General features: G+C 32.6%; 22 protein-coding genes and 1 riboswitch. Of the genes, 12 read left to right on the forward strand and 10 right to left on the reverse strand.

What is annotated here, in order from left to right; translation table 11 throughout:
- Window positions 1-8: 8 nt before the first annotated feature.
- The 4 genes from V6624_RS00430 (at window position 9) to V6624_RS00445 (ending at window position 4,496) form a co-directional block, all read left to right on the forward strand.
- Window positions 9-794, forward strand: a complete 786-nt coding sequence (locus V6624_RS00430; RefSeq protein ID WP_111285900.1) for an adenosylcobinamide-GDP ribazoletransferase — start codon at window positions 9-11, stop codon at window positions 792-794.
- Window positions 779-1,312, forward strand: a complete 534-nt coding sequence (gene cobC / locus V6624_RS00435) for an alpha-ribazole phosphatase (RefSeq protein ID WP_111285898.1) — start codon at window positions 779-781, stop codon at window positions 1,310-1,312. The genes V6624_RS00430 and cobC overlap by 16 nt, the downstream gene beginning before the upstream one ends.
- Before the next feature lie 66 nt (window positions 1,313-1,378).
- Window positions 1,379-1,582: riboswitch (cobalamin riboswitch) on the forward strand.
- Window positions 1,583-1,610: 28 nt separating this feature from the next.
- Window positions 1,611-3,464 (forward strand): TonB-dependent receptor plug domain-containing protein, encoded by a 1,854-nt coding sequence (locus tag V6624_RS00440; RefSeq protein WP_338840519.1) that lies wholly within the window; start codon window positions 1,611-1,613, stop codon window positions 3,462-3,464.
- Between the two features lie 3 nt (window positions 3,465-3,467).
- A complete protein-coding gene (locus tag V6624_RS00445) occupies window positions 3,468-4,496 on the forward strand; it encodes a YncE family protein (RefSeq protein WP_338840520.1) in 1,029 nt (342 codons plus the stop codon).
- A gap of 74 nt (window positions 4,497-4,570) precedes the next feature.
- On the opposite strand, the gene V6624_RS00450 is transcribed toward V6624_RS00445, so the two are convergent.
- Window positions 4,571-6,034: a S41 family peptidase gene (locus V6624_RS00450; RefSeq protein ID WP_111286038.1), complete on the reverse strand. Its 1,464-nt coding sequence runs from the start codon at window positions 6,032-6,034 to the stop codon at window positions 4,571-4,573.
- A 166-nt stretch (window positions 6,035-6,200) separates the two neighbouring features.
- Between V6624_RS00450 and V6624_RS00455 the strand changes: the two genes are divergently transcribed.
- The 4 genes from V6624_RS00455 to V6624_RS00470 are packed head-to-tail and all read left to right on the forward strand — an operon-like array spanning window position 6,201 to window position 8,242.
- Window positions 6,201-6,710, forward strand: coding sequence for an RNA polymerase sigma factor (locus V6624_RS00455; RefSeq protein WP_111285892.1), 510 nt, complete (start codon window positions 6,201-6,203; stop codon window positions 6,708-6,710).
- The gene (locus tag V6624_RS00460; RefSeq protein WP_111285890.1) at window positions 6,697-7,158 is read left to right on the forward strand and encodes a hypothetical protein; all 462 of its coding nucleotides are present in this window, start codon (window positions 6,697-6,699) and stop codon (window positions 7,156-7,158) included. The genes V6624_RS00455 and V6624_RS00460 overlap by 14 nt, the downstream gene beginning before the upstream one ends.
- A 15-nt stretch (window positions 7,159-7,173) precedes the next feature.
- Window positions 7,174-7,701, forward strand: coding sequence for a DUF4252 domain-containing protein (locus V6624_RS00465; RefSeq protein ID WP_111285888.1), 528 nt, complete (start codon window positions 7,174-7,176; stop codon window positions 7,699-7,701).
- A 1-nt stretch (window position 7,702) separates the two neighbouring features.
- Window positions 7,703-8,242, forward strand: coding sequence for a DUF4252 domain-containing protein (locus tag V6624_RS00470; RefSeq protein ID WP_111285886.1), 540 nt, complete (start codon window positions 7,703-7,705; stop codon window positions 8,240-8,242).
- A 104-nt stretch (window positions 8,243-8,346) separates the two neighbouring features.
- Here V6624_RS00470 and V6624_RS00475 read toward each other — a convergent pair whose 3' ends face one another.
- On the reverse strand, window positions 8,347-9,534 hold the full coding sequence (locus V6624_RS00475) for a M57 family metalloprotease (RefSeq protein WP_338840521.1): 1,188 nt from the start codon (window positions 9,532-9,534) through the stop codon (window positions 8,347-8,349).
- A 233-nt stretch (window positions 9,535-9,767) separates the two neighbouring features.
- On the opposite strand from V6624_RS00475, the gene V6624_RS00480 reads away from it, so the two are divergent.
- Window positions 9,768-10,313: a DUF6252 family protein gene (locus V6624_RS00480; RefSeq protein ID WP_338840522.1), complete on the forward strand. Its 546-nt coding sequence runs from the start codon at window positions 9,768-9,770 to the stop codon at window positions 10,311-10,313.
- 108 nt (window positions 10,314-10,421) lie between these two features.
- A complete protein-coding gene (locus tag V6624_RS00485) occupies window positions 10,422-10,727 on the forward strand; it encodes a hypothetical protein (protein ID WP_338840523.1) in 306 nt (101 codons plus the stop codon).
- 66 nt (window positions 10,728-10,793) lie between these two features.
- On the opposite strand, the gene carB is transcribed toward V6624_RS00485, so the two are convergent.
- Together carB and rpmH are read right to left on the reverse strand one after the other, a co-directional pair.
- The gene (gene carB, locus V6624_RS00490; protein WP_111285880.1) at window positions 10,794-13,649 is read right to left on the reverse strand and encodes a carbamoyl-phosphate synthase large subunit; all 2,856 of its coding nucleotides are present in this window, start codon (window positions 13,647-13,649) and stop codon (window positions 10,794-10,796) included.
- Between the two features lie 145 nt (window positions 13,650-13,794).
- On the reverse strand, window positions 13,795-13,956 hold the full coding sequence (rpmH, locus tag V6624_RS00495; RefSeq protein WP_008464848.1) for a 50S ribosomal protein L34: 162 nt from the start codon (window positions 13,954-13,956) through the stop codon (window positions 13,795-13,797).
- A gap of 168 nt (window positions 13,957-14,124) precedes the next feature.
- On the opposite strand from rpmH, the gene V6624_RS00500 reads away from it, so the two are divergent.
- Complete coding sequence (locus V6624_RS00500; protein ID WP_111285878.1) at window positions 14,125-14,640, forward strand: DUF2892 domain-containing protein; 516 nt, start codon at window positions 14,125-14,127, stop codon at window positions 14,638-14,640.
- Between the two features lie 283 nt (window positions 14,641-14,923).
- On the opposite strand, the gene V6624_RS00505 is transcribed toward V6624_RS00500, so the two are convergent.
- The gene (locus V6624_RS00505) at window positions 14,924-15,583 is read right to left on the reverse strand and encodes an alpha/beta hydrolase (protein WP_111285876.1); all 660 of its coding nucleotides are present in this window, start codon (window positions 15,581-15,583) and stop codon (window positions 14,924-14,926) included.
- 294 nt (window positions 15,584-15,877) lie between these two features.
- Here V6624_RS00505 and V6624_RS00510 point away from each other — a divergent pair, with 294 nt between their 5' ends.
- Window positions 15,878-16,180: a GNAT family N-acetyltransferase gene (locus tag V6624_RS00510; RefSeq protein ID WP_239455638.1), complete on the forward strand. Its 303-nt coding sequence runs from the start codon at window positions 15,878-15,880 to the stop codon at window positions 16,178-16,180.
- Here the strand turns inward: V6624_RS00510 and V6624_RS00515 are convergent.
- The 5 genes from V6624_RS00515 to V6624_RS00535 all read right to left on the reverse strand — a co-directional run bounded on the left by V6624_RS00515 (window position 16,177) and on the right by V6624_RS00535 (window position 23,455).
- Window positions 16,177-17,607, reverse strand: coding sequence for an anion permease (locus V6624_RS00515; protein WP_111285874.1), 1,431 nt, complete (start codon window positions 17,605-17,607; stop codon window positions 16,177-16,179). The genes V6624_RS00510 and V6624_RS00515 overlap by 4 nt on opposite strands.
- 20 nt (window positions 17,608-17,627) lie before the next feature.
- Window positions 17,628-18,779 (reverse strand): porin, encoded by a 1,152-nt coding sequence (locus V6624_RS00520; RefSeq protein ID WP_111285872.1) that lies wholly within the window; start codon window positions 18,777-18,779, stop codon window positions 17,628-17,630.
- A gap of 230 nt (window positions 18,780-19,009) precedes the next feature.
- Entirely contained in the window at window positions 19,010-20,443 is a 1,434-nt protein-coding gene (locus V6624_RS00525; protein ID WP_111285870.1) for an anion permease, read from the reverse strand.
- Window positions 20,444-20,461: 18 nt separating this feature from the next.
- Window positions 20,462-21,616, reverse strand: coding sequence for a porin (locus V6624_RS00530; protein WP_338840524.1), 1,155 nt, complete (start codon window positions 21,614-21,616; stop codon window positions 20,462-20,464).
- Window positions 21,617-21,817: 201 nt separating this feature from the next.
- Window positions 21,818-23,455, reverse strand: coding sequence for an ABC-F family ATP-binding cassette domain-containing protein (locus tag V6624_RS00535; RefSeq protein ID WP_338840525.1), 1,638 nt, complete (start codon window positions 23,453-23,455; stop codon window positions 21,818-21,820).
- Window positions 23,456-23,569: the final 114 nt, after the last annotated feature.

The following is a 23,569-nucleotide window of genomic DNA, read 5'->3' on the forward strand; positions in this document are numbered from 1 at the left end:
CTTTTTAAATGAAAAAAGAACTACACATTTTCTTTACCTGTTTAATGTTTTACACTAGAATTCCATGTCCAAAAAACATTACACATCATCCAGATTATTTAAATAAAGCCACAAGATATTTCCCTTTTATTGGATGGATTGTTGGGAGTATTTCATTTCTGGCTTTTTATCTTTTTTCATTTTTTCTTTCGACAGAAATTGCTGTTATATTGGCAATTATTGCTTCTATCTTAACAACTGGCGCTTTTCACGAAGATGGATTTGCAGATGTCTGCGATGGTTTTGGAGGAGGCTGGACCAAGGAAAAAATTTTAATGATTATGAAAGACAGTGCAATTGGCGCTTATGGAGCAATCGGATTGGTTTTAATGTTTTTGCTAAAATTCAAATTGCTTTCAGAATCCATTTCGCTTTTCACTAATGACATTCTTCTCATTTTTCTCTTGTTTATTTCTGCTCATTCTTTGAGCCGTTTGGCAGCAATTAGTATTATTTTTACACATGAATATTCTCGTGAAGATGCCTCAAGCAAAAGCAAACCAATTGCAAAACAATATACTTGGAAAGAAGTTTTTGGATCTTTCTTTTTTGGTTTAATTCCGTTGATTGCTTTCTCTTATTTTGATTTAAAATTTCTTCTTGCTCTTATTCCTGTTTTTATAACAAGATATTTTCTAGCGCGATATTTTCAAAAATGGATTGATGGTTATACTGGAGATTGTCTTGGAGCAACGCAGCAGGTTTGCGAAGTTATTTTCTACTTAAGTATTTTGTTTTTATGGAAATTTATCTAGTTCGTCATACCGAAACCATTTGCGAGAAAGGAATCTGTTATGGACAATCGGATGTAAATATTGCAGAGCCATTTGATGCAATTTTTAGCAAAATAATTTCTGAATTACCCGAAGAAGCAGTTATTTTTTCAAGTCCGTTAAAGCGTTGTGTTATTTTGGCAAAATACATTCAAGACAACATCAAAACCATTTCTTATCAGGAAGACGAGCGTTTAAAAGAAATGAATTTTGGCGATTGGGAATTAAAAAACTGGAACGAAATTCCGTCTGAAGAACTTAATCCTTGGATGGAAGATTTTGTAAATCTCAAAGTCACCAACGGAGAATCTTTTGTCGAACTTCACGAAAGAGTTGGCTATTTTCTATCTGATAAAATTTCAAAAATTGATCAGCCAATTGTTATTGTGGCTCACGCTGGTATAATCAGAAGTATTTTGTGTCATCAAACTTCGCTTCCGTTGAAAGAAGCTTTCAATAATAAAGTCGATTTTGGACAAGTTATAAAAATTGATTTTTAAAGCGAATTATTTATAATTTTATATGAAACGCAAAACAAATTTGAATAATCAATATTTTTAACTTTATCTTTGCAGCAAATTAAAGGTTGCATTTTTGATTTTAAAAATGCATTAAAAGGGAATCAAGTAAATTCTTGAGCTGTACCCGCAACTGTAAGCTTAGTTCAAACGAATGCTTGTTGTAACTACAAACCACTGTCACGCCCCGCGTGGTGGGAAGGTAAACAACAAGACGCGAGCCAGGAGACCTGCCTTTGTAACCATTATCGAGCTCTCGGGAAAAAGAGTGTAGAAATATATGACTTTAAAAAGATTTTTTGCTTTTTGTTTATTCTTGATGTGCCAGATTATTTTGGGGCAGAACGATTCTATTACCTCTTTGAAAGAAGTTTTAATTTCTGATAAAAACCTAAAAAAATATTCTGCTTCTCAATCTGTTTTAAAACTTAATGATTCTATCATTAATAAAAATGAAGCACTTTTAACCGATTTATTAAATTTTAATTCAACGCTGTATTTTAAAGAATACGGGCGCGGAATGCTTTCCACAGTTTCTTTTAGAGGAACAACTTCTTCTCAAACAGCAGTAATTTGGAACGGAATAAATATTAATTCGCAAATGAATGGAAGCACCGATTTCAATACTATTTCAGGTTCAGATTATAATTCTATAAGTGTAAAAGCTGGCGGCGGAAGTGTTATTTACGGAAGCGGTGCTGTTGGAGGAACGGTTCATTTAAATAACGATTTGTTATTTTTTAATCGTTTTGAGAATAATTTAAAACTAGATTACGGTAGTTTTAATACTATTGGGATTAATTATAAAACTTCTATTTCTAGTAAAAAATGGAGTACTCAAATCGGATTTTCGAAAAACAGCTCAACAAACGATTACAAATATTTAAATCGTTACACTTGGAGAGGCGAACAGCGCTGGAACCAAAATGGACAATATGATATTATTACATTGAGTGCTAATGCTGGATACAAATTCAACGAAAATCATATTTTAAAACTTTATACTCAGACTTCAAATACGGACCGCAATACTTCTTTAATTACCGAATCGGAGACAAAAAGTAAATATATAAATGGTTTTAATCGAAATTTATTGGAATACGATGGAAATTTCGGAAAACTGAAAACCAATTTCAAAACCGCTTATATTTTTGAAAACTATCAATATTTTGCCGATAACAGCACGAATAATTTCACTTACGGAAAAACCGAAAATCTAATCACTAAACTAGATTTAGATTATAATTTATTTAAATCTACTCAAATTAATGCAATTGTAGATTACAGCAGAACAAATGGTTACGGAAGCAGTTTTGGCAGTCATCTACGCGAGATCAGCTCAGCATCTTTTTTAATCAGACAAGGTGTCGGCGAAAACTGGAAAAATAAAATTGGGATTAGAAAAGAATTTACAAGCAATTACAAATCTCCTGTTTTATTCAATTTAGGTTCTTCTTATAAATTCAATGATTGGTACAATTTAAAATTGAACGTTTCCAGAAATTTCAGAATTCCAACTTATAATGATTTGTATTGGGACGAAGGCGGAAATCCTAATTTAAAACCCGAAAGTTCTTATCAGGGAGAAATTGGAAATGTGTTTACATTTAAAAATTTCACTTGGACGCAGAATTTCTATTACATGAAAATAACTGACATGCTTCAATGGGTTCCTGGCGCAAATGGCATCTGGACCCCGCAAAATCAAGATAAAGTAAACAGTTATGGAACCGAAACTTTATTAAGCTGGAAAAAAAGTTATGGCAAAAATATTTTTGCAGCAAATACTACTTATGCATACACGGTTTCGCAGGATGAAAAAACGAAAAACCAGATCTTTTTTGTTCCGTTTCACAAAGCGACAGGATCGGTTTCATATTCTCGAAATAAAATGAGCGCTTACTATCAAATTCTTTATAACGGTTTTGTTTATACTAGAGCTGATAATAATCCTGATGAAATTATTAATGATTATACGATTTCAAATATCGGAATCGATTATGATTTTAAATTTTTAGATTCTTTCAAACTAGGTTTTCAAGTTTTAAATCTTTTTAATAAAGACTATGAAAGTCTAGAAAACAGACCAATGCCAGGTCGTAATTTCAATATGTATTTAACCTTAAAATTTTAATATATGAAGTTTAGTAAATTACTCTTAATAGCGTTAAGCATTTCGTTATTTGCTTCTTGTTCAAGTGATGACAACGATGGCCCAAAAGGTGCTTACGACAATGGTTTTTTCATTTTAAATGAAGGAAGTTCAGACGCTGGAACTGTATCATTTTCTAGTAATGATTTCACGATTTTCACAAAAGACGCTTATAAAGCAGAAAACGGAGCTGATGTACTTGGAAAATTTGTTCAAAACATCTTTTTTGAAGGAGACAAAGCTTATATCATTGCGGGCGGATCAAATGTAATAAGCATTGTAAACCGTTATACTTTTAAGTTAATTGCTAAAGTTGACAGCGGATTGGCTAACCCAAGATATGGCGTTGTAAAAGACGGTAAAGCTTATGTAACAAATGCAAACTCTTATGATTCAGTTACAGATGATTATATCGCTGTTATTAATTTAGCAACAAACCTAGTTGAATCTAAAATTAACTTAAACACAACTGGAAATAGAATTATTGAAGAAAGCGGAAAATTATACATTACAGATCCTATGGGTAGTGACAAGCTTTCTATTTACAATATCAATACGAAAACTTTAGAAGATCCAATTACAATTGGTTCTGGTTCAGATTCTATTGAGGAAGAAAACGGAACTCTTTATATCTTACGTCCTTCTTACACACAAAGCAGCGAAATTATAAAAGTTAAAATCTCTGATAAATCGGTTTCTAAAATTGAAATTCCGGAATCTCAAGGAGTTGCTGGTTATTTAGACATAGAAAACAACCAAATTTATTATACAGTAGGAAACTCAGTATACTCAATTAATACAGCTGCAACAACAGCTTCTATTAGCCCTATGTTTACAGCTAGTTCAGATATTGGATACCTTTACGGATTTGCAGTAAAAGACAACCGCGTTTATCTTTCAGATGGAGGAAACTTTAAAACAGATAGCAAAGCATATATTTATCACTTCAGCGGAAGTTTATTAAAAGAGTTAACGGTTGGTGTGGGTCCAAACGGTTTCTACTTTAACGATTAATTACCTAATTAGAATTAGTTTTTTGTTTTACGAAAAAGGCTTTCAGAAATGAAAGCCTTTTTTATTATAATCTACTAGAATAATTTTGGTCCAGTTTTAAGATACATTCCATGTCTTAATCCGTTTATGATTTTAGAATCAGTTAGATAAGGCCTGTATGGTTCAGAATCATTAAATATTCTTTTAGCAGTTGTACCTGTAATTTGCGAAATGGCAATATTCAATAACGGTTCAGATGTGTCTCCTAAAACACCATAAGTGCTTACTTGCTCATACTGCTGAAAAGTTGGTTGCAAACCTTGAGTATAATCTCCAAAATTTACTGAGTTTGTAATCTTTAAAACCAACGGCTGCATTGCATATTTATGATTTGGATTGATTCCTTTTTTTGTTACCAAAGTTTCAGAATCATACACCGTAAACGATCCAACATTTTTACCCGTAGTTGTTTCTCCAATCTGAATTACATTTACATAAGGCTTTAAACCATTAATAACTAATTCGCTGGCAGAAGCTGTACTCGCAGTTGTAATAACATAAACAGTATTTAAATTTAAGCTGTTTAATGCTGTTCCGTCAATATTATTAACGAATCTTTCATTTAAATCTTCCAAATCTTCAGTTGTAAGACCTTCCATTTGTTTAGCATTAAATGTCATTTTAGAAAAAATCTGACCATCAAATTGTCCAGTAATCATACTAGCAAGTCTAGTTGAAGATGTAATTGATCCTCCTCCATTGTAACGAAGATCTAAAACTAAATCTGTTGCTCCTTGTGCTTTTAATTCACCAAAAGCCTGATTCAATTTAGCATCATATTCTGCATAGAAACCATTATACATTAAATAACCAATTTTGTGACTTCCTGAAGTAATTACTTTATTGATTAAAATTGGATTTTCTTCTAAAACTGTTTTTGTCAAAGCAACCGATTTACCATTTAAAACAAATCCGCTTCCATTGTAATCAGCAAGATTTAAAGTATAACTATCTTGATTTAGCAATAATTCCTCATAATTAGATACCGTAAGCTTTACACCATTTACACTAGTAAATAAATCTCCACGTTTAATTGCTTTTGTAGAAGCATCTGAGTTTGGAATAATATATCGAACATATCCAATAACATCATCTGATCCTGATGCTATACGACTTAATCTAAAATCGACACCATTATTTTTTGAAATACCGTTTAATTCTTGTTCCAAAACAGTATAATCATCAACAATCCAGCTGAAACGATCAACCGCATCACCGTTTGGATATTTACTTACTGGTTTGTAAAGCAAATCTTCAAATAAATCTTCTGGCTTAGAATATCCTCTTAAAAACTGATTTAAGTCTTCCTCTGTAGCAAAACGATTATCGGCCAAATTAGGAACATCGGCCTGCCATAAATAAACTGCATTTAATCCTTTCCAGATAAAACTATTAACTTGCACATCTGCAGGTTGAGCAACATCGTCATTATCTTCACAAGACTGTAAAGAAAAAGCGAATAAAAAAAGAAAGAGAAAGCTCTTTAAAGTTGTTTTCATAATCATTTAATATCTTAGTGGTATAAGTGTAAAAGTAATATCTTTAGTTTTACCTTCATCATAAAATCAGTATTTTTTTACATAAAAAAAATATTTATCTTTTGCTGTAACAAATATAATTGTGTCTCGTCTTGACTATATAAGCTAACGATTAACCATCAGATTAATGAACCAAGTTGTATTTATAGAATTAATAAATCCTTTTAAAGACAAAGTTTTTCGTCTGGCAAAAAGATTGCTTACAAGTACTGAAGAAGCCGAAGATGCTACTCAGGAAGTAATGGTGAAATTATGGAACAAAAAAGAAAATCTGGAAGATTACAATAGCGTCGAAGCATTGGCAATGACAATGACCAAAAATTATTGTCTCGATCAGCTAAAATCTAAAAGAGCCAGTAATCTGCAGATTGTTCACAATAATTTTACAGATCGAGAACCTCGATTAGATAAAAAAATTGAAGATGAAGACACTTTAGAATGGGTCGAGAAAATTATCAATGAAATGCCAGAGCAATTGCAATTATTAATTCAGCTTCGAGATATTGAACAATATGAATTTGACGAAATAGCGAAAATCGTTAATATGAACGAAACCGCAATACGAGTGGCACTTTCGAGAGCGAGAAAAAAAATTAGAGAATCAATGACAAATACACACCTTTATGGAACTAAATAAAATAGAAGATATATTAGAAAAATACTTTCAGGGAGAAACTTCTATTGCTGAGGAAAATCAATTAAAAGAATATTTTTCTTCATCGAATGTTGCGCAGCATTTGGAGCAATACAAGCCTATGTTTGGATATTTCTCTCAAGCAAAAGAACAGAAATCGACGTATGAGATTCCACTACAAACTAAGAAACGAAATGTGGCGTGGTTATCGATTGCAGCTTCTGCTGTTGTTTTGCTGGGCATCGGGACTTACTTTTTTGTAAGCGAAAAAAATGACACTACTGCAGTAGCTTCGCAAACAGAATTAGGAACCTACGATGATCCCGAAGAAGCGCTTAAAGCAACACAAAAAGCTTTGGCATTATTATCAAACAATGTTAATGTAGGTATTGAAAGTGTACAATACATTAACGAATATGAACAATCAAAAAACAAAATTTTTAAACAGTAATTAAACAAAATAATCATGAAAAATTTCATCATAACTTTAGTATTCGCATTTGTTACCACAACTTTCTATGCACAAAGTGCCTTCGATAAATTTGACGGTCAGGACGATGTAACATCTGTAATTGTAAACAAAAAAATGTTTGATTTAATGAGTAAAGTAAAAGCTGATGCTTCTGATAAAGAAACACAGCAATATATTGCTCTAATCAAAAAGTTAGATTACTTAAAAGTGTTTACAACCAAAAATCCAAAAATCGAAGCCGACATGAAAGCTACAGCTGATAAATATGTAAAAACTGCTGGCTTAGAAGAATTAATGCGAGTAAATGACGGCGGAAAGAATGTTAGAATAATGGTAAAATCTGGCGCTACAGACACACAAATAAAAGAATTGTTAATGTATGTTGACGGCGCAAAAAACGATGAAACTGTTTTATTATCTTTAACTGGTAATTTTGACATAAACGAAATTTCAGTATTAACAGATAAAATGCAGCTTCCTGGAGGTTCTGACTTAAAGAAAGCTTCTAAAGGCAAAAAATAAAATGAGAACAAATATCTTCACCTTAGCACTTATAGCTTTACTAACTTTAGGAAGCTGTAATTCTGAACCAACTCTTCAAAAGTATTTTGTTGAGAATTCGGAGAAAAAAGATTTTATCGCTTTAGATGTTTCGCCAAACATTTTGAATGTTGACAAAGCAAAATTATCTACAGAACAAAACGAAGCTTTAAATTCGTTTGATAAAATGAATATTCTAGCTTTTAAAGCGGATCAAAATAACCAAACAGAGTTTGAAACAGAAAGAAACAAAGTAAAAGCCATCTTAAAAGATCCGAAATATCAAGAATTAATGAAATTTGGTTCTGGTAGAGACGGTGCTTCTGTAAGTTACGTTGGAAGTGACGACAATATTAAAGAGTTTGTCATTTTTGCAAACAGAAAAGAAACTGGATTTGCAGTAGTTCGCGTTTTAGGAGAAGATATGAATCCAAATAATATTATGACTTTAATGTCGGTATTGCAGAAATCTAAAATCGACATGGAACAGTTAAAGCCTTTAGAACAATTACTTAAAAAATAATACATCTTACTTTTATAATTTAAAAAGCTCCAATTTTCATTGGAGCTTTTTAATTGTTATTTCAATACAAAAAAGAGCAATAAGTCTCTTTCAAAAAAAAAAAATTAAAATATTATTCCATCGTATTTCCCATTTGCAACAATTTTATGCGGTACAAATCCATAAGTCAGTCTTAATAAAGGCCCTAAATTCTCTACTGTATAAAAATCTTGTGCAGAATTTTTATAACAATATAAAGCGGTAGATCCAGAATATTGATCAAGATATAAATAACCTAAAATGATATCATTTGAAAGCGCCTGAGATTTACTTAACTTATGTCCTTTTTCAGCGCTACCATTTATCGATCTATACAATGGCACTGTACCTGAAATTTGGGTTGAATATAAATATCCTAAATCTCCATCATAGACATAACCATTCTGACCATCAATTATTTCGCAAGGATCTACTGTATAAAAATAATATTGACCTTTTTTAAATCGATACAACTTTTTCGTCCCTTCATTAACTGGATATAGTGTACTAATTGCGATGTTGTCATAAGTAGTAAAAGCTGTCGAATCACTTACTATTGAAAACATTATGGATGTCATTTCTGAAACAGGAGTACATGGTATAAGAGAATTAGAAGGATCATTAGTATGAGCAAGCCCAAAGATATGTCCAAGTTCATGAATGATTACATTAATTCTCTGAGCATCGTTTAATTTATTAATATAGCTAGTATTTATCATTATCCTTTCTCCTGGTTGACCTCCATAAGGATAATAAGCATTAGCAATTGTAGCTTTGCTGTCTATATTACCCATAATTATTTTTACATTTGAAGATGTTGAAGCAGTTACAGCGGTTATATTTATACCTGAATTAGTATTATTCCAAACATCTATTGCCTTGTTTATTGCAATTTGCCATTCTGATGTAACTTCTGGCGATATAAATATTTGTATTGCTGATGCTATTTCAAATTTCATAATATAACCACTAAATCTTTGATCGGTTTTATTTGTATTTTTAGAACTATCATAACGCCCCTTAGCTTGGTCTAAAGGCATTACTACATCTCCATCAATTATAAAAGCATTTTCATTCAAATCATAGGTGATTTTTTTTATATCCATACGTAGGCTTTCTGCAAGAAAGTTCCTCAACGTAACAATTTCTTCGTCATATTGCTCAGTCTTTTTTTTATATGTGTCTTTATTATCTGCAGAAGTACATTGGATAAATAATTGCGTGAAACAAAAAATAATAATCATCCCGATTTTTGTCATTTTTTCCATAATCATTTTTCATAATTCAAAAAGACAAATATATAATAAAAACGCTACAAAAATATATTTTAAATATTCTTTTTCTTACTTTTTAAAATTACAGACAGTATTAGTTTTTCAAAAATTAAACAAAAAGCTCCAATGAAAAATGTTTTTTTTATTGCAAAAAAATTCAAATTTTTACTACATTTTTAAGTAAATATTAACCCATATTTTTCTACATTTACAGCTTAACAAATTTAATTAAAATGAAAATAACAAAAACCCTACTGCTTCTTTTTGTCCTTATTTTAGGCAGCTGTTCAAGCGATGATAGCAGCGAAACCCCAGAAAACAATCCAACATCAAAATATGCAATGACTGCAAAAATTGATGGAACATTGTGGGAAATGCAAAACCCATTTGGTTCAGATTACGCAACAAAACCTTTATTTACTTATTATCCTGAAAGTGAATACATTCAGCTACAAGGAAGAAAAAATTTGATTGACGAAATTAGAATTTTCATTAAAAGAAGCGACCTTAAAGTTGGTACATATCCCATTACAGCAGCTACTTATGACGCCTCTAAAACTCAAGTAGAAATGTCATACAACAGCAAAGGAACAAATATTCAATATCCAGTTGAAGGAAGCGTGATCATAACTGCAGTTGATACAAATGCAAAAACTGTAAAAGGGACATTCTCATTTAATTGTGTTGAAGATGATTCAAAACCTATCAGCACATCTAATCCTATTACAACAAACGTAACGGATGGTACTTTTAGTTACAGATACGATGTTTCAAACTAAGAAACTTCAACCATAAATAAAAAAAGCTCCAATTTTCATTGGAGCTTTTTATCATCACTCTTTATTGTAAAATATTTCTTACTTTTGTTGTGGTTTTAAATATAAAAAATGGAAACAGAAAAGGCTTTACAAATTGTATTTGAAAAATTAATTGAGGAAAATTCTATCCCATCGAAAATAAGAAACATTAATAATGTTGAACATGCTGAGTATTGCGAATTAATAAACGCAATAAACTTCTTAATTGAGTCTTATAAAATCAATCCAAATATTCCCAAAAAACTGGCATTAGCTTTTGTAGATATTAGCAATTATTTTTTCGTTTCCAATTTAAATTATTCAGAAGAAGATCTAGAACGATTTGAAGATTATGGGATTGAACTTTCTGCTTTAGGACAAAAATTATTTTCATGAGGAATAATTTAAAAAAATAAAAGCTCCAATTTTCATTGGAGCTTTTATTTTATAATAAATCTGAGATTATTTACTCAAATACATCTTTCTTCTAGAGTACAATTCGTAGAATTGATCGTCTTTTAAGTCGTCAATAAACAAGATGCTTTCTCCTGTCGATTTCATTTCTGGCCCTAACGCTTTGTTTACATTCGGGAATTTGCTGAAAGAGAAAACCGGTTGTTTGATTGCAAAACCGTTTAATTGTGGGTTGAAATCAAAATCAGTTACTTTATTGTGTCCTAACATTACTTTTGTCGCGTAGTTCACGTAAGGCTCTCCGTAAGCTTTTGCAATGAACGGAACCGTTCTAGAAGCTCTAGGATTTGCCTCGATAATATAAACCGTATCATCTTTAATCGCAAACTGGATATTGATTAATCCAACCGTTTTTAAAGCTCTAGCGATTTTATGCGTATGATCTTTAATTTGCTGCATTACAAATTCTCCTAAGTTGAAAGGAGGCAATGTTGCGTTACTATCTCCAGAGTGAACTCCACAAGGCTCAATGTGCTCCATAATTCCGATGATGTAAACATTTCCATCAGCATCACAGATTGCATCGGCTTCAGCTTCGATTGCTCCAGCTAAGTAATGATCTAGTAATAATTTGTTTCCTGGAATTGCTTTCAACAAATCGATAACATGCTCTTCCAATTCTTTTTTGTTGATTACAATCTTCATTCCCTGACCTCCTAATACATAAGAAGGACGAATTAAAAGTGGGAAATCTAAAGTATCCGCTAGTTTTGAAGCTTCATCAGCCGTTTCAGCAATTCCGAATCTTGGGAAAGGAATATTTAATTCAGTCAATAAGTCAGAGAAACGTCCTCTATCTTCTGCTAAGTCAAGTGCGTCGAAACTAGTTCCGATAATTTTAACTCCGTATTTAGAAAGTTTATCAGCTAATTTAAGAGCTGTTTGTCCACCTAACTGAACGATTACACCTTCAGGTTTTTCGTGTTGGATGATATCATAAATATGCTCCCAGAAAACTGGCTCGAAGTATAATTTATCAGCTGTATCAAAGTCTGTAGAAACTGTTTCAGGATTACAGTTAATCATGATCGTTTCGTAACCGCATTCTTTCGCAGCTAAAACTCCGTGTACACAAGAGTAATCAAACTCTATTCCTTGTCCAATTCTATTTGGCCCAGAACCTAAAACGATTACTTTCTTTTTATCTGTTACAATACTTTCATTGTCAACAAAACGCTCTCCGTTTGCTTTTTCAATATCAGCCTCAAAAGTCGAGTAGTAATATGGAGTCAAAGCTTTAAACTCAGCCGCACAAGTATCAACCAGTTTGAAAACACGGTTGATTTTTTGTTCCATACGTAAAGTGTGAACTTCACTTTCAAGACAACTCATCATGTGTGCTAATTGTCTGTCTGCAAAACCTTTTTGTTTCGCCTCAAGCAATAATTCTTTTGGAAGATTTGAAACTTTGTAGTTTGAAATTTCTTTTTCTAAAATATAAAGCTCTTCGTATTGTTTTAAGAACCACATATCGATTCTTGTAATTTCGTGAATTGTGCTCAACGGAATTCCCATTGCGATTGCATCGTAAATTACGAAAACACGATCCCAACTTGCATAAGTTAGTTTCTCGATAATTTGTTCGTAATTTTTATATCCTTTTCCGTCAGCCCCTAAACCATTTCTCTTAATCTCTAAAGATTGAGTTGCTTTGTGAAGCGCTTCTTGGAAAGAACGTCCGATTCCCATAACCTCACCTACAGATTTCATCTGAAGACCTAAAGTTCTGTCTGAACCTTCAAATTTATCGAAGTTCCAACGTGGTATTTTTACGATTACGTAATCTAAAGTTGGTTCGAAAAGAGCCGAAGTAGATTTTGTAATTTGATTTTGCAACTCATCTAAGTTGTATCCTAAAGCTAATTTAGAAGCAATTTTTGCAATTGGATATCCAGTTGCTTTTGATGCTAAAGCAGAAGAACGAGATACACGAGGGTTGATCTCGATTGCTACGATATCTTCTTTTTCGTCTGGCGAAACTGCGAATTGTACGTTACATCCTCCCGCAAAGTTTCCGATACTTCTCATCATTAAGATTGCGTAGTCACGTAATTTTTGGAAAGTTGTATCAGATAATGTCATCGCTGGTGCAACTGTAATCGAATCTCCAGTGTGGATTCCCATTGGGTCCATGTTTTCGATCGAACAGATAATTACAACGTTGTCATTTTTATCTCTTAAAAGCTCTAATTCGTATTCTTTCCATCCCATCAAAGCTTTGTCAATTAAAACTTCATGAATTGGAGAAGCTTCAAGTCCGCGAGTTAAAAGCTCATCAAAATCTTCTTTTTTGTAAACCACAGCAGCTCCAGTTCCTCCAAGTGTAAACGAAGGACGAATTACAAGCGGGAAACCAAATTCTTGAGCAATTTCTTTTCCTTCTAAGTAAGAAGTAGCCGTTTTTGCTGGTGCAGTTGGCACATTAATTTTTTCTAAAAGCTGTTTAAATTGCTCTCTGTCCTCTGTAATATTAATTGCGTTAACATCAACACCGATTAATCTTACTCCGAAATCTTGCCAGATTCCTTTTTCTTCAGCTTCCAAACACAAGTTCAAAGCTGTTTGCCCTCCCATTGTTGGTAAAACAGCATCAATTTGTGGATGTTCCTTAAGAATTTCAATAATCGATTTTGTCGTTAAAGGTTTCAAATAAACATGATCGGCCATAGATGGGTCGGTCATAATTGTCGCTGGATTCGAGTTAATCAAGATAACCTCAATTCCTTCTTCACGAATCGAACGAGCAGATTGAGATCCTGCATAATCGAATTCGCAAGCTTGGCCAATAACAATAGGTCCTGAACCTATAATTAAAACTGATTTTATTGATGTGTCTTTAGGCATTTTTTATGTATTGTGTAGTTATTTACGATTTTAAAAAACTATTCTAGTGTACTAAAAACTAGAAAGTTGAGAAAATTTTTACCGACAAGGTATAAAAAAAGGCGATACTAAAAAAGTAATCGCCTTATGTATGTTTATACAAACATTATTTTTTGTGTCTAGGCTCGCTAGAAACAGTTAATTTATGTCTTCCTTTTGCTCTTCTACGCGCTAGAACTTTTCTTCCATTCGCAGAAGCCATTCTGTCCATAAATCCGTGCTTATTTCTTCTTTTTCTTTTCGATGGTTGAAATGTTCTTTTGCTCATTGCTTTGTATCTTTAAAAATGGTATCTAATTAACTCTTTCTTGGTTTTGGATATCGTTGTTCAAAAACCGAGTGCAAATATACAAAGACTTTTTTTTCTGGCAAGCACTTTTATAAAAATATTTTTAATTCCTTTTACTATCTTTGCAATCACAAATTTACATTAATTATGTTTCACAAAAATATTAAACTTATTTTGGCCGGACTTCTTGTAGTGGCGGGCATTTGGCAATTTACAGAAAGTAATATCGGAAATGGAATCTTTCTTATATTATTGACTGCAATTCCAATTTTTCTTTATTTTAAAAACGAATTTATCCTTTTAGCCTTCCTTAAATTAAGAAAACAAGACTTTGTAGGTGCTAATAAATGGTTATCATATATCAAAAATCCAGAAGGTGCATTAGTAAGAAAACAACAAGGATACTTAAATTACTTACAAGGTATCATGTTATCTCAAACCAATATTAACCAAGCGGAGAAGCATTTCAAAAAAGCAATCGAACTTGGACTATCAATGGATATGGATTTAGCTGTAGCTAAATTAAACCTTGCAGGAGTTGCAATGTCACGCAGAAGAAAACTTGAAGCAACTAATTTATTAAATGAAGCTAAAAAATTAGACAAACAAGGAATGCTGAAAGAGCAAATTTCTATGATGAAAGAACAAATGAAGAAAATCTAATTTTCTAAATCACAATATTATAAATCCCAAATTCTGAAAAAGAGTTTGGGATTTTTTATTTTAGATTGTTGACTTTAGATTTTAGATTTTTCTCATTTATGTCTTCCTGAGCGAAGTCGAAGGACACGCAAAGTAAAGAAAATACTGAATGGATTAAGCATGAGATCCTTCGACTTCGCTCAGGACAACAAAGCTTTGTGTTTACTTTATCTAAATCTTTGTCAAAGTTTTAAACTTTGACAAAGATCGAAAACTTGGAATTTGGAGTTTCTAAATTGGAATTTTAGTCTTCCAATATAATAGATGGCAAATTCTCGTTCAGCCATTTATATTTATTAAGAATCATAATATGCGTTCCTCCTTTGACTAAAATGCATTTATCAATATACTTAATCGGAAAAACATCGTCTTTATCTCCGTGAATATGCACTACATTTTCGTCAATTTTATCTCGCTCCCACAGAATTACACTTTCTACAGCCCATTGCAAGTAGCCTAAATCACGAACAGATAAAAATTTCTCATACAATTTAATTCGTTTATTGACTTTTTCGCCAAAAGAAAATTTAGCCAGTTTCTCAATATTAAGAATTAACTGCATTGGAATAAGTTTATAAGCTTTTGTCTTCTTCCCTATTTTCATTCTTCTCGGGAATTCCAAATTACTTCTTACACTCGATATAATAATGACTTTTCGTGCTTTTATATGTTTCGAAATTTCCTGAACTAGAATTCCGCCAAAAGAAACCCCAACTAAAACAGGGTTTTCGTCTTTAATATTTTTACTAATTCGAAGTGCATAATCAGATAAAGATTCTTTTGGATTCGGGATTTCCCATTCCAAAAGATGCATTTCAAAAATATTTTCGTCCAATTTTATTCTTTCAAAAATAGACGAACTTGCTGCCAGACCTGGCATAAAATAAACTGGAATTTTACTCATAACATTAAAATGAAATTACCATTGCGACATTTATTCTAAAAAAATAAAGTTACTTTATTTACTGTCATGACAATCAAATTTCAGACCTAATTATTACTTCCAATCCAAAAAAAATAAACTTAGAAACGATAGCATAAAGTTTACATCTTCAAAAAATAATTCAATATTGAAAATCAAATGATTACCTTTGCATTTCGGAATATTTTTGATTTTAAATCTTATAAAGAATTTTCTTTCAATACTGTTTCGTGTCCCAAATTCATTTTTTTATACATAACCTAACAAAAATTTACTATGGAAACTTCTGTAACTATGGAAATTAAAGACAACACTTTTGCGCGCCAATTTGAAACTGTTATCCCTGAAGGAATGTTAGCAGTTGAGTATCAATTTCAAGAGAAAAAAATCTTCTTAACCAAAATCAACAAGCCTGATTCATACGAGAACGAAGATATCATCAACACTTTACTTAAAAATATTTTAGATTTAAGTTCTGAAAAAAATTATCGAGTAGTTCCAATTCATCCAAAAATTGTTACGTTTTTCAAAAAAAATCCGAAATATAAAGAATTACTTCCTCCAGGAATTAGAATTTAAAAATATCCAATAATTCGGAGCCACAATCCTCCAATTACCATATAAATAAAGAGCATAATCAATCCCGTTATAAGCCCTTTGACCCACCAGCTCTTTAGGTCAACGTAGCCGCTCCCGAAAAATACGGGTGCCGGTCCGTGACCATAATGCGTTAATGTTCCGTAAAGCGAACCTATAAATCCAAGCATAAACGCCAATAACAATCCCGGAATTCCAAGTGAAACACCAACACCAAGTAGTGCCGCATACATTGCCGCAACATGCGCAGTTGCACTCGCAAAAAGGTAATGGCTAAAGAAATAAACCAAAATAATAATTGGAAAAGCCATTTGCCAGCTTAATCCGCCAATTTGCGCTTTTACTAAATCACTAAACCACGCTATAAAACCTAATTCATTAAGCGAACTGGCCATCATTACTAAAACAGAAAACCAAACAATTGTATCCCAAGCTCCTTTTTCGGCTTTTACATCTTCCCAAGTTAAAACTGAAGTTAAAAGCAGAATTACTAATCCAATAAAAGCTGTCGAAGTAGCATCTATAGAAAGTAAATCTCCTGTCATCCAGAGAAAAAGAAGAATAAAAAACGTCAATAGCATCATCCATTCGTTTCTTGTTATTGCGCCCATTTCTTTTAATTTTTGCATGGCAAGCTGTGGCGCATCACCCGTTTTCTTTAATTCTGGCGGATAAATTTTGTACAGCACAAACGGAATAACAAAAAAAGCACACAAACCTGGAACAATCGCTGCGGCTGCCCATGACATCCAACTTATTTTTATTCCGAGATTAAGCGCAAACTTTTGGCACATCGGGTTACTTGCTGTTCCCGTTAAAAACATAGAAGACGCAATCAAATTCATATTATAACTATTTAAAGTTAAATATGCCCCTAATTTTCTATGCGTTTCAGGCTGATCAGGCATCGAACCAAAACTCATTGACATTGATTTCATGATTGGATAAACAATTCCTCCTCCTCTTGCCGTATTACTTGGAACAGCTGGCGCTAAAACCAAATCTGCTAATCCTAAACCGTAAGCTAATCCTAAAGAACTTTTTCCGAATATTTTTATGAATAAAAAAGCAATTCTGTTTCCAAGACCCGTTTTTATAAATCCTCTCGCAATGAAAAATGAAATTCCGATAAGCCAGATTACTTTATCTCCAAATCCCTTTAATGCCAACGTTATTGATTTTCCTGGATCTCCTGGAGCCAAAACCTGAGACATTGCAGTTAAAGCAATCGCAATCATGCACATCGTTCCCATCGGAGCTGCTTTTAGGATGATTCCTAAAATTGTAGCCACGAAAATGGCAAATAAATGCCACGCTTCTATCACAACACCTTCTGGAGCTGGAATAAACCAAATGGCAATTAAAACTGCCAGCGTAATCAGAGTTTGGGGAATTTTTACTTCTTTCATAAAAACAAAGATTAAGTGAATTAAATTCTGAGCTGTAACTGAATTAAAAATAAATTATCATTATAGGTTGTTGTATCTGGGATACTTCTATCAAAACGATCAATTTCAAATCCCAATTCAATACGACCTGTATAAGATTTTCCGAATTCTAAACTAACCATTGGCGTGTAAGTCGTGCGCACATTTGAATCAACCTTGAAACTTGGATCAAAAGTTTCATAACGGCAAGAGAATTCTAGCGCTGTAAGTTTATTGTAATTTACCACATATCTAAAGTTGGGCAGAAAATAAATGCCTCGCATTACATAATCGGCAACATTAGCTGTTCGGCTGTCAACTGGCAAAGAATAATATAAATTATGGTTTGTTCCTTGTTTGTATTCTATCTGTAAATCAAAACTAAGTTTATCTGTTACTTTAAAATCACTGGTTATATCTGCTCCAATAGCAAAAACATCTTCTTTAAAAACCTTTCCGAAACCAGCATTTAAACCAAGATTAATTTTATGCGCTTTTGATAATCCTAAAACCCATCTTGAAGAAAATTGCTTTCCATTGTCTTTATCCATTTCTTGGTTTTTTCCATTTCCATTTAAAACCGAAACGGCATAATTCACTGGGATTTTCCCAACATCAAAAGCTCCAGTTGCCGACGCTCCAATTTGAAAACTCGTCCATCCATTTTTTCCGAATTCATAATATTGATTGGAAAAATCAAATGATTTAATAATATCAACTGGAACAAGCTCTTCTATACCAAAAGCTGGTCGGAATTGTCCTCCCGTTAATGCAATATATTTATTGAAAGTATATTTTCCGTAGGCGTTTTCGAGAACTTTTCCTTTTGTATCTGATTTAAAATCGGCTAAGTTGACCAAAATCACAATCTCTGTGGTCTCACTCAGTTTCGTATTTAAACCAACACGCATTCTTTTTATGTCGAAAGAGCTCTGTGTTACATCTCCTGTGGAATGATGCATTCCCAAAACATCTACATTATCCCCAAAACTTTCCAGATATCTCGCCTGAAGAAGTCCTTTTAATTGAAACTGCGGATATTTTTCCTCTTTTTTTATTGTATCAGCACCTTGATTGACATCTCCTTGGGCGTATAAAAAAATTGGGCTTATAAAAAACAGAAAAACGATTGTAAATAGTAGACTTTTCCTCATAGACTTCAAATAAATAAAACATTATTTTTTGTACTGATTTAAAAATCAGATTTTTACTTTTTGAGATCAAAAAACTAACTGCTTAGAGCCAACGCGAAATGGGAATACTAAAATAACAAAAAAAGATTCTTTCTGTAAAAAAAATTGCATTAAAATACTGTTATTAAAAAAAATTAATAAAAAAAGGCGCAAGATTTAACTTGCACCTTTTCAAAAAATAATAACCTTTTTTAATTAATAAATCCTAAAACATTTAGCCATAAACCACCAATAACAAGATAAATCACAAGCATTGCAAGCCCTGTAATAAGTCCTTTTATCCACCAGCTTTTTAAATCAACATAACCACTTCCAAAGTAAACTGGTGCTGGCCCATGACCATAATGGGTTAATGTTCCATACAAAGAACCTACAAATCCAAGCATAAATGCCAAAAACAATCCTGGAACTCCCAAAGAAACTCCAACAGCCAATAAAGCAGCATACATAGCTGCAACGTGAGCTGTAGCGCTTGCAAAAATATAGTGACTAAAGAAATATACCGCAATAATAATTACAAATGCAATTTGCCAGCTCGTACCAATCATTTGTCCTTTTACAATTTCACTAAACCAGCCAATAAAGCCTAATTTATCTAAAGAGCTTGCCATCATAACTAAAACTGCAAACCATACTATTGTATCCCAAGCTCCTTTTTCTCCTTTTACATCTTCCCAAGTCAGAACAGATGTTAATAGCAAAACTACTAAGCCTATAAATGCAGTTGTTGTAGCATCTATTGAAAACAAATCTCCTGTCATCCAAAGAAATAATAAAATACAAAAGGTTAAAAGCATTAGCCATTCGTTTTTAGAAATTGGCCCCATTTCTTTTAGTTTTTGAGAAGCCACTTTTGGGGCATCGCCTGTATTTTTCAATTCTGGCGGATAAATCTTATATAATAAAAATGGAATCACGAAGAATGCTGTTAATCCAGGAATTAATGCAGCAATTGCCCAAGAGGTCCATGAAATATGTATGCCTAAATTTTCTGCAAATTTTTGACACATCGGATTACTTGCAGTTCCTGTTAGAAACATTGATGACGCAATTAAATTTACATTATAACTACTTAAAGTAAGAAAAGCTCCAAGTCTTCTTCTTGTTTCTGGTTTATCAGGATCTGAATCAAAATTCATTGACATCGACTTCATAATCGGATAAATTATACCTCCGCCACGAGCTGTATTACTTGGTACCACAGGCGCCAAAACCAAATCTGCCAAACCTAAACCGTACGCTAATCCTAAAGAACTTTTTCCAAATATTTTAATAAATAAAAAAGCTATCCGGTTACCTAAACCTGTTTTTATAAATCCACGGGCTATAAAAAATGAAATTCCGATAAGCCAAATTACTTTATTTCCAAAACCGCTTAAAGCCAATGTTATGGAATCTCCTGCACTTTCTGGCGCTAAAACCTGAGTAAAAGCTGTAATTCCAACCGCAACCATACACATAGTGCCCATTGGCGCCGCTTTTAAAATAATCCCAATAATGGTTGAGATAAAAATTGCAAATAAATGCCATGCTTCTGTCGAAAGCCCATTTGGAGTTGGAACAAACCAAATTATAGAACCTATAACTAAGGTAATAACTGAATTTTTTATATTAATTTCTTTCATAATAATTATGTCTTAGTTTTAGAAAAATCTTCCTTGAAATTGAATGATAAATAGATTGTTATCATAAACAGTAGTATTGGGTACATTACGTTTATAATTGTCAAACTGCATTCCCATTTCGATACGTCCTGTGTAACCTTTTCCAAATTCTAAACCTGCCATTGGTGTATAAGTTTGTTTGGCATTTGAATCGATTTTGAAGTTCCTGTCAAAATATTCATATCTGCATGAAAATTCTATCGCAGTCAATTTTTGATATTTAATTTCATACCTTAAATTAGGCAGAAAATAAGCCCCTCTCATTTGATATTCGTTGAGATTTGAAGATCTTGCATCTGCTGCTAAGGAATAATATAAGTAGTGATTAATTCCTTGTTTTGCTTCAAGCTGGGTTTGCAGTATTAATTTATCTGCCAATTTGAAATCTGCTGTTAAATCCAATCCAACTGCAAATACTTTATTATTGTATACCTCACCAATTCCGCCGTTTATTCCAAAATTAATATTGTGCGTTTTATCTAATTCAAAACCAAAGCGCGAAGAATATTGTTTTCCGTTGTCTTTATCAGAAACCTGATCTTTACCATTTCCATTTACTGCAGAAACCGCGTATGTAACAGGAAGTTTGCCTAAATTAAAACTACCAAACATCGATGCCCCAATTTGAAAACTGGTCCAACCATTATTTCCAAATTCACTGTATTGATTGGAGTAGTCAAATGATTTAAGAATATCTGCAGGATTTAATTCTTCGATCCCAAATGCTGGTCTAAACTGACCAACTAAGACCCCAATATTCTTATTGAAAGTATATCGTGCAAAAGCATTTTCAAGAACTTTACCTTTTGGATCAGATTTGAAATCTGCAAAATTTGCTAAAACGACAACATCAAAGCGTTCACCTAATTTGGTCGTTACTCCTAAACGCATTCTCTTAACATCAAATGTATTTTCGACTGCTTTACCATCAGAATGATGAAGTCCTGTTGTGGCATCAATTCCATCTGTAAAACCACTCATGTAACGAGCCTGAAAAAGTCCTTGGAATTTGAATTGCGGGTATTTTACTTCTGACTGCAAATTGGATTCTGTACTTTGTGCATTCACTAAAACAGGAAGTATTAAAAGTAGAAGAAAGGCTTTAAAACCTAAAAAATTATTTATTCGATTCATAACTAAAAAATTAAATTTCTTATTGAATAAAGATTATTTAAAAATAAGTTTATTCTTACGAAAATATAATTTTGGAGATCATTTAAAAACCTGACGAAAGTCATATTTTAAACTATTACAAACCTTTAGCTATTTTAATACTTAAAACAAAAAAAAGCATAAGAATTAACTTATGCTTTTTAAACTATTATGTATTTTAATTTATTTCTTTTCTATCTCTCTCATAGAATCCATTTTTTTGTGCGCCAAGAAACCAGCCACATCTTCAAAATGTTCTTTTACTCTCTTGTTTCCGAATTCAAAAACTTTAGTTGCTAAACCATCAAGAAAATCACGGTCGTGAGAAACTAAGATCAAAGTTCCATCAAAATCACGAAGAGCATCTTTAATAATATCTTTAGTTTTCATATCCAAGTGATTCGAAGGCTCATCCAGAATTAACAAGTTAACTGGCTCCAACAATAATTTGATCATTGCCAAACGCGTTTTTTCTCCCCCAGAAAGCACTTTTACTTTCTTCGTAATATCATCTCCTTGGAACATGAATGCTCCTAAGATATTTTTAATTTGTGTTCTAATATCTCCAACTGCAATACTGTCGATTGTTTCAAAAATAGTTGCATTTTCATCCAACAAAGCTGCTTGATTTTGAGCAAAATATCCAATTTGAGCATTATGTCCAACTTCAACACTTCCAGAATCAACACCGATTTCTTTCATAATGGCTTTAATCATAGTAGATTTTCCTTCACCATTTTTTCCAACAAAAGCAACTTTCTGTCCACGCTCAATTACAATGTTTGCATCTTTAAATACAACATGATCTCCGTAGGCTTTAGACATTTCTTTTACAATAACAGGATATTGTCCAGAACGCGCTGCAGGCGGAAATTTCAAACGCAATGCAGAAGTATCCACTTCATCAACCTGAACAATTTCAAGTTTTTCTAACATTTTTACACGAGATTGAACCGCATCTGTTTTAGAAAACGTTCCTTTGAAACGATCAATAAAAGCGCGATTTTCTGCAATCATTTTTTGTTGCTCATCGTATGCTTTCTGCTGATGAATTCTACGATCTTTTCTCAATTCTAAATAATGAGAATATTTTGCTTTGTAATCGTAAATTCTTCCCATCGTAACTTCGATAGTTCTGTTTGTAATGTTATCTACAAACGCTCTATCGTGCGAAATTACCACAACTGCTTTTGCTTGAGTCAATAAGAAATCTTCTAACCATTGAATACTTTCAATATCCATGTGGTTGGTTGGCTCATCCAGCAAAATTAAATCTGGCTTTCTCAATAAAATTTTAGCCAATTCAATACGCATTCTCCATCCTCCTGAAAATTCAGAAGTTTGACGTGTAAAATCTTCACGTTCAAATCCAAGACCCGTTAATACTTTTTCAACTTCAGCTTCGTAGTTAACTTCTTCGATTGCATAAAATTTTTCGCTTAAGTCAGAAACTCTTTCGATCAATTTCATGTATTCGTCACTTTCATAATCTGTACGAACTGTCAATTGCTCATTGATATTGTCGATTTCAGCTTTCATTGTAAAAATCTCACTGAACGCTTTTGATGCTTCTTCCATAACCGTCGCACCATCTTCAGTAAGTAAATGCTGCGGCAAGTAAGCGATTACAGCTTCTTTTGGAGCAGAAATGCTTCCGGTTGAAGGTTTGTTTGCACCAGCAATTATTTTTAAAAGTGTCGATTTTCCTGCACCATTTTTACCCATAAGGGCAATTTTATCATTTTCATTAATAGCAAAAGAAACATCGCTAAAAAGTGTAGTTCCGCCAAACTGAACCGAAATATCGTTAACTGTAATCATTTGTTCTTGTTAATTTGTTTAATCGGTTAATCGTTTATTTGACTACCCATTTTTTTTCGTGCTGCAAAGATAGATTTAATTAGACAATGTCCCAATTTGATAATTAGATAATTT

Source organism: Flavobacterium ginsenosidimutans (assembly GCF_037478105.1).
GTDB lineage: Bacteria > Bacteroidota > Bacteroidia > Flavobacteriales > Flavobacteriaceae > Flavobacterium > Flavobacterium ginsenosidimutans.

Bases quoted from the DNA above. Each gene is read 5' to 3' on its own strand.
- V6624_RS00470 (WP_111285886.1), top strand. From the start codon at position 7,703: ATGAGAACAAATATCTTCACCTTAGCACTTATAGCTTTACTAACTTTA.
- V6624_RS00440 (WP_338840519.1), top strand. From the start codon at position 1,611: ATGACTTTAAAAAGATTTTTTGCTTTTTGTTTATTCTTGATGTGCCAG.
- cobC (WP_111285898.1), top strand. From the start codon at position 779: ATGGAAATTTATCTAGTTCGTCATACCGAAACCATTTGCGAGAAAGGA.
- V6624_RS00505 (WP_111285876.1), bottom strand. From the start codon at position 15,583: ATGAGTAAAATTCCAGTTTATTTTATGCCAGGTCTGGCAGCAAGTTCG.
- V6624_RS00445 (WP_338840520.1), top strand. From the start codon at position 3,468: ATGAAGTTTAGTAAATTACTCTTAATAGCGTTAAGCATTTCGTTATTT.
- V6624_RS00485 (WP_338840523.1), top strand. From the start codon at position 10,422: ATGGAAACAGAAAAGGCTTTACAAATTGTATTTGAAAAATTAATTGAG.
- V6624_RS00455 (WP_111285892.1), top strand. From the start codon at position 6,201: ATGAACCAAGTTGTATTTATAGAATTAATAAATCCTTTTAAAGACAAA.
- V6624_RS00530 (WP_338840524.1), bottom strand. From the start codon at position 21,616: ATGAATCGAATAAATAATTTTTTAGGTTTTAAAGCCTTTCTTCTACTT.
- V6624_RS00535 (WP_338840525.1), bottom strand. From the start codon at position 23,455: ATGATTACAGTTAACGATATTTCGGTTCAGTTTGGCGGAACTACACTT.
- V6624_RS00515 (WP_111285874.1), bottom strand. From the start codon at position 17,607: ATGAAAGAAGTAAAAATTCCCCAAACTCTGATTACGCTGGCAGTTTTA.
- V6624_RS00510 (WP_239455638.1), top strand. From the start codon at position 15,878: ATGGAAACTTCTGTAACTATGGAAATTAAAGACAACACTTTTGCGCGC.
- carB (WP_111285880.1), bottom strand. From the start codon at position 13,649: ATGCCTAAAGACACATCAATAAAATCAGTTTTAATTATAGGTTCAGGA.
- V6624_RS00480 (WP_338840522.1), top strand. From the start codon at position 9,768: ATGAAAATAACAAAAACCCTACTGCTTCTTTTTGTCCTTATTTTAGGC.
- V6624_RS00520 (WP_111285872.1), bottom strand. From the start codon at position 18,779: ATGAGGAAAAGTCTACTATTTACAATCGTTTTTCTGTTTTTTATAAGC.
- rpmH (WP_008464848.1), bottom strand. From the start codon at position 13,956: ATGAGCAAAAGAACATTTCAACCATCGAAAAGAAAAAGAAGAAATAAG.
- V6624_RS00465 (WP_111285888.1), top strand. From the start codon at position 7,174: ATGAAAAATTTCATCATAACTTTAGTATTCGCATTTGTTACCACAACT.
- V6624_RS00525 (WP_111285870.1), bottom strand. From the start codon at position 20,443: ATGAAAGAAATTAATATAAAAAATTCAGTTATTACCTTAGTTATAGGT.
- V6624_RS00475 (WP_338840521.1), bottom strand. From the start codon at position 9,534: ATGATTATGGAAAAAATGACAAAAATCGGGATGATTATTATTTTTTGT.
- V6624_RS00500 (WP_111285878.1), top strand. From the start codon at position 14,125: ATGTTTCACAAAAATATTAAACTTATTTTGGCCGGACTTCTTGTAGTG.
- V6624_RS00450 (WP_111286038.1), bottom strand. From the start codon at position 6,034: ATGAAAACAACTTTAAAGAGCTTTCTCTTTCTTTTTTTATTCGCTTTT.
- V6624_RS00430 (WP_111285900.1), top strand. From the start codon at position 9: ATGAAAAAAGAACTACACATTTTCTTTACCTGTTTAATGTTTTACACT.
- V6624_RS00460 (WP_111285890.1), top strand. From the start codon at position 6,697: ATGGAACTAAATAAAATAGAAGATATATTAGAAAAATACTTTCAGGGA.